Below are 14819 nucleotides of genomic sequence, written 5' to 3'. Positions count from 1 at the left end.
GCACCCGCATGTTAAAAACACGTGGCTTTTTTCAGTCCGTTTGGCGATTGCCGTCGGGTTTTTTGATCTGTGTCACGTCGCTGGCGAGTTTGAGCAAAAGGCCATTACCGCTGAGCAGGTGTCAGACCATTGAAGCCGAAGCCGAACTTGGGCAAGCTCGGGGTTTTTCGCCGAGCTCTTTATGCAAGTCGATGATGATGGCCCGCTGCAAACCCAGGCCACGGGCGAGACGGTGATGCGTTACCACTTGTGCTGGAAACACCGGGATCTGGACGGCGTAATGGCGCTGTACCACCCGGACATCCAGTACAGCGACTTTTTCCAGAACCGCGTGATGGGGCTGGACGAACTGCGCGAGTACGTGCGTGACAGCATGCCGCGCAATCCCGATGAAGCGCTGGAACATTCCGACCGCATCCGCCTCGACGGCAACACCGCGTTCATCCAGTACCGCATGACCTTGCGCGGCACCGACGGCCTGGTGTCGTTTCGCTCCAGTGAAGCGATTACCGTGCGCGATGGCCTGATCTGGCGCGTTAACGAATACGCCTCGCTGGTGCGCGAGCAAGCGTCGAGCAAAACCGCGAACAACCTGCGCCCGGCGGCGAGTCGCCTCGGTTTGTCGCCGCGCCAGCTGAGTTTCATGGCCGAAGACCTGCAGCAATACTTCCAGCGCCAGCAACCTTATCTCGATCCCGAACTCGACTTGCAGCGCGTGGCGAAGGAGTGCGGGTACAGCCGCAATCAGATTTCCTATCTGCTCAACCAGGTGCTCGGGCAAAGCTTTTATCGTTACGTCAACCAGGCCCGTCTGCAGCATTTGCTCGCGGCGCTGGACAACGCCACGCCACCGCTGCGGGTCGACGAGTTGGCGTTTGCCGCCGGGTTCAACTCGCTGTCGGCGTTCTACAGTTGTTTCCGCCAGCACACCGGGCAATCGCCCAAGGCTTACGTCAAACAAATTTCTTTGCGTGCACGCGCGCACGACAGCCTCTGACTTCACCCTCTAGGATCGACGCCATTGAAGTCTGGATGGGCGGAGTGGTGTATGTCGGCGTGGCGCACGATCAGTTTGTGGATGGATCAACTCGACGAGCCGTTGTTGGCGCGTCCGGCACTGGAGCGGGACCTGGACGTCGACGTGGCCATTATTGGCGCGGGTTACACCGGGCTGTGGACCGCGTATTACCTCAAACGCCTGGCGCCAGATCTGAAAATTGCCATCATCGAAGCGCAAACAGCCGGTTTTGGTGCCTCGGGCCGCAATGGCGGCTGGCTGATGGGCAATCTGCTCGGCGAAGACCGTTTGCTCGCCGGTCTGCCAGCCGAGCAACGTCGCGCCTCGTTCGATTTGCTGCACAGCATTCCCGACGAAGTGGAGATCGTCCTCGAACGCGAAGGCATTAACTGCGATTACCGCAAGGGCGGCGTGCTCTATTGCGCGGCGCGTTATCCCGAGCAGGAAAGCAGTCTGCGCAGTTATCTGGACAAATTGCACGGTCAGGGCCTCAACGAAAACGACTACCGCTGGCTCAGCCCCGAGCAATTGGCGCAACAGATCAGAATTGCCAAACCGTATGGCGGTATCTACGCACCGCACGTCGCGACCATTCACCCGGCGAAGTTGGTTCGGGGATTGGCGCGAACCGTGGAAGGCATGGGCGTCAAAATTTACGAGAACAGCCCGGTGACGCAGTGGCAGTCCGGCAGTCTGCGCACAGCGAAAGCCTCGGTGCGCAGTCGTTGGGTGGTGCCGGCGGTAGAAGGTTATTCCGTCACGCTGCCGCCGCTGGGGCGTTATCAACTGCCGGTGCAAAGCCTGCTGGTGGCGACCGAGCCGCTGTCCGCCGCGACCTGGGATGAAATCGGCCTGAGCCAGGGCCAGGCGTTCAGCGAAGCCAGTCGCCAGGTCACTTATGGCCAGCGCACCGCCGACAACCGCCTGGTATTCGGCGCTCGCGGCGGTTACCAGTTTGCCGGCAAGTTGCGGCACGACTTCGACCTCTCGACCAGCGAAGTCGAGCTGCGTCGCTACCTGTTCGGTGAACTGTTCCCGCAACTGAAAAATGTCCGAATCACCCACGCCTGGGGCGGCAACCTCGGCATGTCGCGGCGCTTCAAGCCGCACATGCTCTGTGATCACGCCAGTGGTATCGCGTTGTCCGGCGGTTACGGCGGCGAGGGCGTTGGCGCGAGCAATCTCGGCGGCCGGACGTTGGCCGATTTGATTCTGCAGCGCGATACCGAACTGGTACGCCAGCCGTGGGTGATCCCACAGGGCGGCCTCGACGCGCTGCGGGCGTGGGAGCCGGAACCCTGCCGCTGGCTCGGTTACAACGCGATCATCCGCAGCTTTGTCCACGAAGACCAGACCCTGGCCAACCCGGCCACCGCGCCGTGGCGACGCAAACTGGCCAGCGGCGTGGCCGAGTTCATGGAAGGTTTCATGCACTAAAACAGCGTTATCAATCCACAGGTATTCCGATGAGCATTACCCAATTCAAAAACACCGCAACGCTCCAACTGGATGAATCCAACCCCGTGGCCGTGCCGCTCGGCAGCCCGATCGCCGTGGCGTCGACCACCAGCGTCGAACGCGACGACGGCGTCGAAACCGGCGTCTGGGAATGCACGCCGGGGCGCTGGCGGCGGCAGATTGTGGCGCAGGAGTTCTGCCACTTCATTCAGGGCCGCTGCACGTTTACCCCCGATGACGGTGAAACCCTGCACATAGAAGCCGGCGATGCACTGATGTTGCCGGCCAACAGCCTCGGTATCTGGGACATCCAGGAAACCGTGCGCAAGAGTTACGTTTTGATTTTCTGATTTTTGATTTTGATCTTTTGATTGCCTGCCAATAAAAACCCCATACAGGAATCGACCCATGATCCGAAATACCCTGACTTTGGCTCCGCTGGCACTGGTTGCGACCCTCGGGCACGCGGCCGAGACCGTGAAGATCTACAACTGGTCGGACTACATCGCCCCGGACACCACCAAGAACTTCCAGAAAGAAACCGGCATCGGCTTCAGCTACGACGTCTACGACAGCAACGAAACCCTCGACGGCAAGTTGATGACCGGCAAATCCGGTTATGACGTGGTGTTTCCGTCCAACCATTTCATGGCACGGCAGATTCAGGGCGGGGCGCTGAAGAAACTCGACAAGGCGCAGTTGCCGAACTGGAAAAACCTTAATCCGGTGCTGCTGCAGGCCTTGCAGACCAACGACCCGGGCAACGAACACGGTTTTCCTTACCTGTGGGGCAGCACCGGCATCGGCTACAACATCGCCAAGGTCAAAGCGGTGCTCGGCGACAACGCGCCAGTGGATTCCTGGGACTTGATCTTCAAACCGGAAAACATGCAAAAGCTGCAAAAGTGCGGTGTGGCGATCCTCGACAATGGCCCGGAATTGCTCCCCGCCGCGCTGAATTACCTTGGCCTGCCGCACCACAGCAAAAATCCTGAAGACTATAAAAAGGCCGAAGCGCTGCTGATGAAAGTGCGGCCGTACGTGAGTTATTTCCACTCCTCGAAATACACCAGCGACCTGGCTAACGGCGATATCTGCGTAGCGGTCGGCTTCTCCGGCGACATTCTGCAAGCGGAAACCCGCGCCAAAGAGGCGAAGAACGGTGTCGAGATTGGCTACGCGATTCCCAAGGAAGGCGCGGCAATCTGGTTCGACATGGTCGCCATGCCCGTCGACGCCCCGGATGAAAAGGCCGGTTACGCCTTCATGAACTACCTGCTGCGCCCGGACGTCATGGCCAGCATCAGCAACCATGTGCACTACGCCAACGGCAACTCGGCGGCGGACAGCCTGATCCACCCGGCAATCAAAAACGACACCAAGGTCTACCCGAGCGAAGAAATGATGGGCAATTTGTTCGCCCTCGAAGCCATGCCGCTGAACATCGACCGAATCCGCACGCGGGTGTGGAACAAGATTCGGACGGGGAGTTGAGAATGGCGCTGGTCGGCGATTAATTTTTCGCGAGGACACTCACTTGTGGCGAGGGGGCTTGCCCCCGTTGGACTGCGTAGCAGGCCCTTTTTTGCGATGCAAAGGCTGGGGCCGCTGCGCAACCCAATGGGGGCAAGCCCCCTCGCCACAGAAACGTTGACGCCGCTTGATTGCTGTCTATTCCGACACAAACTTCCATTGATCTTAGTTGATGGCAATGCACTGGCACTCATATTAATAAGTTGCGCAAACTGAGACGCCTTCGACAAAAAACAACTTAGGCATATTTAATTATTAAATAGCCAATTGTCTGACAATCCTTGCAAAACCCTCCCCTTAAAATATCTTTCGTCCGTTCCTCCCATGTTTCCGGGCATATTCCGCGGCACTTCGATTTGACGTCAAAAAAGTACTAGACGTCTGATTTCAAATTGTGTCAGTTTTCTTTCGCCTTCATTGGGCGAGTGATAGGACGATCTCGCCAGGGATCGTCGTTATCTGTCTAAAACTGTTCAACTGCTTAACAAGGAAGTGTGTTTATGTCGAAAGTAAAAGACACCGCTGTTGACTCACTAAGCGCATTGGCAGCAACCAGCGCGGCGTGGAACCAGATCAACAGCTTTGCCCATCAGTACGATCGTGGCGGTAACCTCACGGTCAATGGCAAACCCTCGTTCTCCGTAGATCGTGCAGCAACCGAGCTGCTGCGTGACGGCGCGGCTTATCGCGACGCCGACAGCAATGGCAAGATCGATCTGACCTACACGTTCCTGAAATCGGCGTCCTCGTCGGTCATGAACAAACACGGGATTTCCGGGTTTAGCGAGTTCAGCGCTTTGCAGAAAGCCCAAGCCGTACTCGCCATGCAATCCTGGGCCGATGTGGCAAAAGTCACCTTCACCGAGCAAGCCTCGGGCGGCGACGGTCACATGACCTTCGGCAACTACAGCGGCGGACAGGACGGCGCGGCAGCCTTCGCTTACCTGCCTGGCACTGGCGCGGGTTATGACGGTACTTCGTGGTACCTGACCGGCAGCGGCTACGACGTCAACAAGACGCCTGGCCTGAACAACTACGGGCGCCAGACCCTGACCCACGAAATCGGTCACACCCTGGGCCTGGCTCACCCCGGCGACTACAACGCCGGCGAAGGCAACCCGAGCTACAAAGACGCGTCCTACGGCCAAGACACCCGCGGTTACAGCGTCATGAGCTACTGGAGTGAAAGCAATACCAGCCAGAACTTCAGCAAGGGCGGCGTCGAAGCGTATTCGTCCGGCCCGCTGATGGACGATATTGCCGCGATCCAGAAACTCTACGGCGCCAACACCTCAACCCGTACCGGTGACACCACGTACGGCTTCAACTCCAACGCCGGTCGCGATTTCCTCAGCGCGTCTTCGTCGTCGGACAAAGTGGTGTTCTCGGTGTGGGATGCGGGGGGCAAGGACACTCTGGATTTCTCCGGTTTTACCCAAAACCAGAAGATCAACCTCAATGAAACCTCGTTCTCCGACGTTGGCGGCATGGTGGGCAACATCTCCATTGCCAAAGGCGTGACCATCGAGAACGCGATTGGCGGTTCGGGCAACGATCTGCTGATCGGCAACAACGTCGCCAACGAGCTGAAGGGCGGTGGCGGCAACGACATCATCTACGGCGCTGGCGGTGCGGACAAACTGTGGGGCGGTGCCGGTTCGGACACCTTTGTGTTCGCTGCCAGCTCTGATTCCAAGCCAGGTGCAGTCGATCAGATCCTCGATTTTGTCAGCGGCCTGGACAAGATTGACCTGACCGGCATCACCAAAGGCGCAGGCCTGCACTTCGTTAATTCGTTCACCGGTGCAGCCGGCGATGCGGTGTTGACCTCCTCGGGTGGCAACAGCCAACTGTCGGTGGATTTCTCCGGGCACGGCGTGGCTGACTTCCTCGTCAGCACCGTTGGCCAGGCAGTGACCACGGACATCGTGGCCTGATCCGACGCAACAAGGAGCGCGGCGCGATCGGCGCCGTGCTCTGTCCTTGCATCGATGCCCGCTGTCAGTAAGGCTACCCGCTGGAGTAAAACGTCCTATGACCCGTAACGCCTTTACCTGCAAAGCGACGGCGTGGCTCTTGGCGACGCTGATGATTTTTTTTGGAGAAGTAGCCATGGCAAGCAGCCTCAGATTAGCGGATCCCTCGGAGCTGGCCGGCAAGTGGCAGGCAACCCTGAACGCCGCGCAAGACACGGCAGAGTCCCAGGCCCTGCAGGACAAACCGTCGAACGTTTGCGTCATCGATTTTCAGCAAAAGCAGACCTTGGGCGACGGCGCCGATTGTCTCAGCGCGTGGCTGCAAGAGACGGCGATCGGCTGGTTCACTGAACCGGACGGCATCGCGATCACCGGCAAGGAAGGTTCCAGAATTGTGTTTTTCAGCCGTGAGCGCGAAGGGCGTTACACCAGCACTTTGAAGTCCGGGCTGATTATTACTCTGGTGCGCGCCGCGCACTAATGACGCATGTAAACACGGCAGTTGCCTCTATAAGCAGGCAACTCCCGTTTGCGCAAAGAAAGTTGTTATTCATTTGTAAGCGTTATCCGACAGAACATGCTGTAGCCCAAGTGCGGGCAGTTAAACAACCCTTGTCAAAGAATGACGAGTAATAACATCAGGGAAAATCAATGAAGATGGCGAATGCCTCAGCGACCGCACCCTTATTCAAGGCATTGGGCGATTACAAGAGCATCTTGATCAGCGTTGGCTGTTTTACTGCATTGATCAATGTGCTGATGCTGGTCCCGTCGATTTACATGTTGCAGGTCTACGACCGGGTGCTCTCGTCGCAGAACGAAACCACCCTGGCGATGCTGTCACTGATGGTTGTCGGTTTCTTTGCCTTCATCGGTCTGCTGGAAATCGTCCGCAGCTTCATCGTCATCCGCATCGGCAGCCAACTGGAGCGGCGCTTCAACCTGCGGGTTTATCAAGCCGCGTTCGAGCGCAACCTGTTCAAGGGCGAGGGCAACGCCGGGCAATCGCTGGGCGACCTGACCCACATTCGCCAATTCGTCACCGGCCCGGCACTGTTTGCCTTCTTCGATGCGCCGTGGTTTCCGGTGTACCTCTTGGTGATTTTCCTGTTCAACGTCTGGCTCGGCGTGCTCGCCACGGCCGGCGCGGTGCTACTGATCGGCCTGGCGTGCCTCAACGAGGCCATGACCAAAAAGCCGTTGAGTGAAGCGTCAGGCTTCTCGCAAAAATCCAGCCAATTGGCCACCAGCCACCTGCACAACGCCGAAACCATTCAGGCGATGGGCATGCTCGGGGTCTTGCGCAAGCGCTGGTTTCAGGTGCATTCGCGGTTCCTCGGTTTGCAGAATCAGGCCAGCGACACCGGCGCGGTCATCAGCTCGCTGAGCAAAACCCTGCGCCTGTGCCTGCAATCACTGGTGCTGGGCCTCGGCGCATTGCTGGTGATCAAGGGTGACATGACCGCCGGGATGATGATCGCCGGTTCGATTTTGATGGGCCGCGTGCTCAGCCCGATCGATCAATTGATTGCCGTGTGGAAGCAGTGGAGCGGCGCCAAACTCGCCTACCGCCGCCTCGATTCGCTGCTGCAAGCGTACCCGCCGAGCGACGAAGCCATGGCGCTGCCGGCGCCGAAAGGCCAGATCACGTTCGAACAAGTCAGCGCCGGCCCGCCGGGGCAGCGCAACGCGACGCTGCATCTGGTCAGTTTCAGCCTCGGCGCCGGGGAAGTGCTCGGCGTGCTCGGCGCCTCCGGTTCCGGCAAATCGACGCTGGCTCGGGTGCTGGTCGGCGTCTGGCCCACCCTCGGCGGCACCGTGCGACTCGACGGTGCCGATATTCATCGATGGAACCGCGACGACCTTGGCCCCTACATCGGTTACCTGCCGCAAGACATCGAGCTGTTCAGCGGCAGCATCGCCGAGAACATTGCGCGGTTTCGCGAAGCCGATCCGCAGCAAGTGGTCGAGGCCGCACAACACGCCGGTGTCCACGAACTGATCCTGCGCATGCCGCAAGGCTACGACACGGTTCTGGGCGAGGACGGCAGCGGTTTGTCCGGCGGCCAGAAACAGCGTGTAGCACTGGCCCGCGCGCTGTACGGCAAGCCGAGCCTGGTGGTGTTGGATGAACCCAATTCCAACCTCGACACCGTTGGCGAAGCGGCGTTAGCCAGCGCCATCGCGCACATGAAAGCCAATGGCACCAGCGTGATTCTGGTGACTCATCGTTCTTCGGCGCTGGCCCAGGCCGACAAATTGCTGGTGCTCAGCGACGGCCGTTTGCAAGCGTTCGGACCGAGTCAGGAAGTGCTCAAAGCGCTTTCCGGCAATCAGCCGGGCAATCAAACCGCCAATCAATCCAATCAGGAACAAAAACCCCAACAGGCACCCGGCGGGCTCAGCATGAGTCGGCAGTATCAGCCCTCGACAAGGAATTCGGGTGTATGACCAGCACACGCATGAACGCTGCAAACGAAGCCAGCATGGAACACGACTACATCGCCGAACGCCCTGAACGCGACGCCCGATTTTTTGCGCGAATGGGCTGGATTCTGGCCATCGTCGGCGCCGGCAGCTTCTTCACCTGGGCCAGCCTCGCGCCGCTGGATCAAGGGATTCCGGTGCAAGGCACGGTCGTGGTATCGGGCAAACGCAAAGCCGTGCAATCGATTGGCAACGGCGTGGTCAGCCGGATTCTGGTGCGCGAGGGGCAAGTAGTGAAGCAGGGCCAGCCGCTGTTTCAACTCGACCAGACTCAAGCCGCCGCCGATGTCGATTCGTTACAGGCGCAGTACCGCATGGCGTGGGCCAGCGTCGCGCGTTGGGAGAGCGAACGCGACAACCTCAAGCAAGTGACGTTTCCCGCCGAACTGAGCAAGGACGCCGACCCGCGTCTGGCGTTGGTGTTGGAAGGTCAACGCCAGTTGTTCAGCAGTCGCCGCGAGGCGTTTGCCCGCGAGCAGGGCGGTTTGCGCGCAAACATTGAAGGCGCCAACGCGCAACTGGCCGGCATGCGCCGCGCGCGCACCGACCTCAACGCCCAGGTCAGCTCGCTGCAACAGCAGCTGAGCAATCTGCAACCGCTGGCGGACAACGGCTACATCCCGCGCAATCGGCTGATGGAATACCAGCGGCAGTTGTCGCAAGTGCAGCAGCAATTGGCCGAGAACAGCGGCGAAAGCGGGCGGGTGGAGCAGGGCATTCTCGAAGCGAAACTCAAGCTGCAACAGCACATCGAGGAGTACCAGAAAGAAGTCCGCACGCAACTGGGCGACGCGCAACTGAAAAGCGTCACGCTCAAGGAGCAACTGACCTCCGCCGGTTTCGATTTGCAGCACCGCGAAATCATCGCAACGGCTGACGGCATCGCGGTCAATCTGGGGGTTCACACCGAAGGCGCGGTGGTGCGTCAGGGCGAAACCCTGCTGGAAATCGTCCCGCAAGGCACCACGCTGGAAGTCGAAGGGCACTTGCCGGTCAACCTGATCGACAAGGTCGGCACGCACTTGCCGGTGGACATTCTGTTCACCGCGTTCAACCAGAGCAGCACCCCGCGCGTGCCCGGCGAAGTCAGCCTGATTTCCGCCGACCAGATGATCGACGAAAAAACCGGCGCGCCGTATTACGTGTTGCGCAGCAGCGTCAGTGACCAAGCCATGGAAAAACTCCACGGACTGGTGATCAAGCCCGGCATGCCTGCGGAAATGTTCGTGCGCACGGGTGAACGTTCACTCCTCAACTATTTGTTCAAACCGCTGCTCGACCGGGCAGGCTCCGCGTTGACCGAGGAATAAGGATGTTCGGTGGTATGAATAAGCTTTCCATGCTCGGGGCAGCCCTGGCGCTGCTCACGTGCAACAGTGCACTGGCCCTCGGGCCGTTCGAGATTTACGAACAGGCGTTGCGCAATGATCCGGTGTTCCTCGGCGCGATCAAGGAACGCGATGCCGGCCTGGAAAACCGCGTTATTGGCCGCGCCGGGCTGCTGCCGCGCATCGGTTACAACTACAACAAGGGGCGCAACTCGTCGAAAGCCACCGCGCTGAATGAACGTGGTGAAAACCGCACCGATGACCGCAACTACAGCAGTTACGGCTCGACCCTGACCGTGCAGCAACCGCTGCTCGATTACGAGGCCTACGCTTCGTATCGCAAGGGCGTCGCGCAGTCGTTGTTCGCCGATGAAGCATTTCGCGGCAAGAGCCAGGAGTTGCTCGTGCGCGTCCTCGAGAACTACACCCAGGCGTTGTTCGCGCAGGATCAGATCGACATCGCCCAGGCGAAAAAGAAGGCGTTCGAGCAACAATTCCAGCAGAACGAGCACATGTTCCGTCAGGGCGAGGGCACGCGTACCGACATCCTTGAAGCCGAATCGCGTTATGAGTTGGCCACCGCCGAGGAGATCGAGGCGCGCGACGAGCAGGACGCGTCGTTGCGCGAATTGGGCGCGCTGATTGGGGTGCCGGCGATCAACATCGGCGACCTCACGCCGCTGGATCAGAACTTCCAGACCTTCGCGCTGCAACCGGCCAATTACGACACCTGGCACGAGATGGCGGTGGCGAATAACCCCAATCTCGCCTCGCAACGCCAAGCCGTTGAAGTGGCGCGTTACGAGGTCGAACGCAACCGCGCCGGGCATTTGCCGAAAGTCAGCGCCTACGCCTCGGTGCGCCAGAACGAATCGGAAAGCGGCAACACCTACAACCAGCGTTACGACACCAACACCATTGGTATTGAAGTCAGCGTGCCGCTGTATGCCGGCGGCGGCGTTTCGGCGATGACCCGTCAGGCCAGCCGCACCATGGAGCAGGCCGAATACGAACTCGACGGCAAGACCCGCGAAACCTTGATCGAACTGCGTCGGCAGTTCAGCGCGTGTCTGTCGGGGGTGAATAAATTGCGCGCGTACCAAAAGGCCCTGACGTCGGCGGAGGCGCTGGTGGTCTCGACCAAACAAAGCATCCTCGGCGGCGAGCGGGTCAACCTCGACGCGCTGAATGCCGAGCAACAACTGTTCACCACCCGCCGCGATCTGGCGCAGGCGCGCTACGACTATTTGATGGCCTGGACCAAGTTGCATTACTACGCCGGGACCTTGAACGAGCAGGACCTGGCGCGGGTGGATGAGGCATTTGGGCAGAAGGCTGAATGACTGAATGACTGAAGGGCTGAAGGGCTGAAGGGCTGTTGTGGCGAGGGGGCTCGCCCCCGTTGGGTTGCGTAGCGACCCCAGAAGCGGGGCCTGCTGCGCAGTCCAACGGCGGCAAGCCCCCTCGCCACAGGTAAGCGTGCAAGCAAAAAATGCGACTCAGTGACTACCCCGAAGCAGGGGCTTAAAACTCTAAAAACGCCAAAAAAGCGAGTCTTCATGAACACCGATGAAAAGATCAAACCGATATCGATCAGCACTCTGTTGCTGGTGGTGTGCGCCATGCCCGCCGCCGCGCAGGCGCAATACCTGGAAACCGGCAAACCCGGCGATGCCGCCAGTTGGCGTTCGGCCGAGTTTCAGCGCGATTGGGGCTTGGCGCGCATGCAGGCCGATCAAGCCTACGCCGCCGGCATCACCGGCAAAGGAGTGAAAATCGGTGAGCTGGATTCCGGTTTCGATACCGCCCATCCGGAGTTCGCCAAAGACCGTTATCACCCGGTCAGCGCCAGTGGTAGCTACCTCAACGGCACGCCGTTCAACGTCAACGGCGCGCTCAACGGCAACAACGATTCCCACGGCACCCACGTCGCCGGCACCATCGCCGCCGCGCGTGACGGCAACGGCATGCACGGGGTCGCGTACAACGCGCAACTCTACGTGGCCAACACCAACGCTAACGACAGTTTCCTGTTCGGCCCAACCCCGGATCCGCGTTACTTCAAAGCAGCCTATGACGCGCTGATCGATTCCGGCGCGCGCGCGATCAACAACAGTTGGGGCAGCCAGCCGCCCGACGTCAGCTACCGCACCCTCGACGATTTGCACGCCGCGTACGCCCAGCATTACAACCGGGGCACCTGGCTGGACGCCGCCGCCGAGGTTGCCCGGCGCGGCGTGATCAACGTGTTCAGCGCCGGCAACAGCGGTTATCCGAACGCCAGCGTGCGCTCGGCGCTGCCGTACTTTCAGCCGGACCTTGAAGGTCATTGGCTGGCGGTGTCGGGGCTCGATCAAGGCAATCTGCAGAAGTACAACCAGTGTGGCATCGCCAAATACTGGTGCCTCAGCACACCCGGCGCGAAGATCGACAGCACCATTCCCGATGGCGGATACGCGATCAAGTCCGGCACCTCGATGTCGGCACCGCACGCCACCGGCGCCCTGGCGTTGGTGATGGAACGCTACCCGTACATGAACAATCAGCAGGCGCTGCAAGTGCTGCTGACCACCGCGACGCAGCTCGACGGTTCGATCACCGATGCGCCGAACAATCAGGTCGGCTGGGGCGTCGCCAATCTGGATCGGGCGATGCGCGGGCCGGGACAATTGCTCGGCGCGTTCGACGCCAATCTGGGCGCGGGGCAGAGCGATGTCTGGAGCAATGGCATCAGCGACAAGGCGTTGATTCAGCGGCAGCGCGAAGACCTCGCCGAACACAGCGCCTGGCAACAAACCCTGAAGGACAAGGGCTGGGAAAGCGGTGTGGCGGCGGGCGCCAGTCAGCAGGATCAAACCGACTACGCGGTGGGCATGGCGCGCGATGCCGCTGCGGCCAGCCGCGTTTATGAAGGCAGCCTGATCAAATCCGGCGCCGGGCGTTTGCTGCTCAGCGGCGACAGCACCTATCGCGGGTCGACCACGGTCAACGGTGGATTGCTGGTGGTCAACGGTTCGCTGACTTCCGCCGTCACCGTCAATGACAACGGGACGTTGGGCGGTTCCGGACGCATCGGCGCACTCAGCGCAAATGCCGGCGCCACGGTGGCGCCGGGCAACTCCATCGGTACTTTGCAAGTGGCCGGCGACGTGACGTTTGCGCCGGGCTCGACGTACGCCGTGGAGTTGTCGCCGACCAGCAGCGACCGCATTGTCGCGGGCGGCACCGCCACGGTCAGTGGCGCTACGGTCGGTCTGTCGCTGGAAAACAGCCCGACATTGCTCAGCACTGGCGAGGTGCAAAGCCTGCTCGGTCGCCAGTACGACATTCTGCAAGCGGCCGGTGGCGTGCAGGGGCAGTTCGGCGCGGTGTTGCCGAATTACCTGTTCATCGGCGGCAGCCTCGATTATTCCGCGACCGGCGTCGGCCTGAACATTCAACGCAACGCGACCAGTTTCGCCAGTGTCGGGCAAACGCCGAATCAGCGTGCGGTGGCCGGCGCGGTCGAAGGTTTGGGCGCGGGCAATGCCGTTTACGAAAGCGTGCTGCTGTCGCCGTCCGCGAGTTCGGCGCAGCAGGCGTTTCAGCAGTTGTCCGGGGAGATTTATCCGGCGCTAGGCTCAGTGCTGATCAACGACAGCCGTCACTTGCGTGATGCGGTCGGCGAACGTCTGCACGACGCCAACGCCGCGCAGAGCAATGGCTGGATCAAAGCCCTCGGCGCTTGGGGCAAGACTGATGATCGCCATGACACGGCGGGTTACACCACCTCGATTGGCGGACTGCTCGGCGGTGTCGACGGGGCACTGGATGAACAGACGCGCATCGGCTTGGTCGCCGGTTACAGCGACAGTTCGGTGAGCATGGGCTCGGGCACGCATTCTTCGGCGCAGGTCGACAGTTATCACCTCGGCGCTTATGCCGGTCACGAACTCGGTGCCTGGCGCCTGAGCGCGGGCGGCGCCTACAGCTGGCATCGCGCGGACGTGAAGCGTGACCTGCAATTCGCCGACGTCAGTGCCAAGCAGAAAACCAAGGTTGATGCGGCGACCACTCAGGTCTTCGGCGAAGCGGCGTATCGCTTGAACCTGCAACCGTTGGCGCTGGAGCCGTTTGCCAACCTGGCTTACGTGCATCTCGACACCGAGGGTTTCACCGAAAAGGGCGACGGCGCCGCGCTGAAAAGCCATGGTGATACTCGCGATGCGGTGCTCAGCACTCTAGGTATGCGCGCGTTGAAAACGCTGAATCTCGCCGGTCAGCAACAGCTCGACCTGAGCGGCAGCCTGGGCTGGCAGCACAATTTGAGCAGCGTTGATTCGCAGCAGCACTTGGCGTTCGCCAGCGGCGGCACGGCGTTCTCGGTGGAAGGTTCGCCGCTGGTGCGCGACGCCGCACTGGTCGGCGCCCACGCCAGCCTGGCGCTGAGCCGCGACGTGCGAGTCAACCTCGATTACACCGGCCAACTGGCCAGCCGCGAAAAAAGCCACGGCGTAGGCCTGAGCCTCAATTGGCAGTTTTAACCGCGACGAAGGCCCACACGGTCCCGTAGCAGCTGCCGAGGCACGAGGCTGCGTTCGGCTGCGAAGCAGTCGTAGGACCTGAGCACACGGTGTTCCTGAAACACCGCGCTGCCTGATTTCACGACTGCTGCGCAGCCGGACGCAGCCTCGCAGGCTCGGCAGCTGCTACAGGTTGGCGATCGACAGGGCGAACGCGGCGGAGCGAAAACCTCGGTGTGAGGCTTTGCTTGAATGGGAGTTTTGATCGTGTTGAAGGCGGCCACGGTCCCGTAGCAGCTGCCGAGGCACGAGGCTGCGTTCGGCTGCGAAGCAGTCGTAGAACCTGAGCACACGGTGTTCCTGAAACACCGCGCTGCCTGATTTCACGACTGCTGCGCAGCCGGACGCAGCCTCGCGGGCTCGGCAGCTGCTACAGGTTGGCGATCGGCCGGGCGAACGCGACGGAGCGCAAAGCCTCGGTGTGGGGCTTTGCTTGAATGGGAGTTTTGAGAATTAA

10 protein-coding genes are annotated in these 14819 nt (G+C 60.6%); all 10 read left to right on the top strand.

Translation table 11 applies throughout. The features are described from left to right. Nucleotides 1-181 precede the first annotated feature (181 nt). The 10 genes from FBY12_RS04130 (at nucleotide 182) to FBY12_RS04080 (ending at nucleotide 14323) form a co-directional block, all read left to right on the top strand. Entirely contained in the window at nucleotides 182-997 is an 816-nt protein-coding gene (locus FBY12_RS04130) for a helix-turn-helix domain-containing protein (protein ID WP_145251415.1), read from the top strand. 51 nt (nucleotides 998-1048) lie between these two features. Then, entirely contained in the window at nucleotides 1049-2455 is a 1407-nt protein-coding gene (locus FBY12_RS04125) for an FAD-binding oxidoreductase (protein WP_145251413.1), read from the top strand. Between the two features lie 29 nt (nucleotides 2456-2484). Then, the gene (locus tag FBY12_RS04120) at nucleotides 2485-2826 is read left to right on the top strand and encodes a cupin domain-containing protein (protein WP_092281064.1); all 342 of its coding nucleotides are present in this window, start codon (nucleotides 2485-2487) and stop codon (nucleotides 2824-2826) included. Nucleotides 2827-2884: 58 nt separating this feature from the next. Continuing rightward, on the top strand, nucleotides 2885-3970 hold the full coding sequence (locus FBY12_RS04115; protein ID WP_145251411.1) for a polyamine ABC transporter substrate-binding protein: 1086 nt from the start codon (nucleotides 2885-2887) through the stop codon (nucleotides 3968-3970). Nucleotides 3971-4509: 539 nt separating this feature from the next. Further along, nucleotides 4510-5946 (top strand): serralysin family metalloprotease, encoded by a 1437-nt coding sequence (locus FBY12_RS04105; protein WP_121730797.1) that lies wholly within the window; start codon nucleotides 4510-4512, stop codon nucleotides 5944-5946. A gap of 97 nt (nucleotides 5947-6043) precedes the next feature. Beyond that, entirely contained in the window at nucleotides 6044-6466 is a 423-nt protein-coding gene (locus FBY12_RS04100) for an AprI/Inh family metalloprotease inhibitor (RefSeq protein ID WP_145251407.1), read from the top strand. Nucleotides 6467-6636: 170 nt separating this feature from the next. Next, entirely contained in the window at nucleotides 6637-8436 is a 1800-nt protein-coding gene (locus FBY12_RS04095) for a type I secretion system permease/ATPase (RefSeq protein ID WP_145251405.1), read from the top strand. Then, nucleotides 8433-9782, top strand: a complete 1350-nt coding sequence (locus FBY12_RS04090) for an HlyD family type I secretion periplasmic adaptor subunit (RefSeq protein WP_101207602.1) — start codon at nucleotides 8433-8435, stop codon at nucleotides 9780-9782. The genes FBY12_RS04095 and FBY12_RS04090 overlap by 4 nt, the downstream gene beginning before the upstream one ends. Before the next feature lie 14 nt (nucleotides 9783-9796). Further along, the gene (locus FBY12_RS04085) at nucleotides 9797-11143 is read left to right on the top strand and encodes a TolC family outer membrane protein (protein WP_256663255.1); all 1347 of its coding nucleotides are present in this window, start codon (nucleotides 9797-9799) and stop codon (nucleotides 11141-11143) included. 216 nt (nucleotides 11144-11359) lie between these two features. Then, complete coding sequence (locus FBY12_RS04080; protein WP_145251401.1) at nucleotides 11360-14323, top strand: autotransporter serine protease; 2964 nt, start codon at nucleotides 11360-11362, stop codon at nucleotides 14321-14323. The last annotated feature ends 496 nt before the right edge of the window (nucleotides 14324-14819 follow it).

This window comes from Pseudomonas sp. SJZ131 (genome assembly GCF_007828705.1).
Classification (GTDB): domain Bacteria; phylum Pseudomonadota; class Gammaproteobacteria; order Pseudomonadales; family Pseudomonadaceae; genus Aquipseudomonas; species Aquipseudomonas prosekii.
This window is presented reverse-complemented; position numbering and strand designations above follow the sequence as displayed.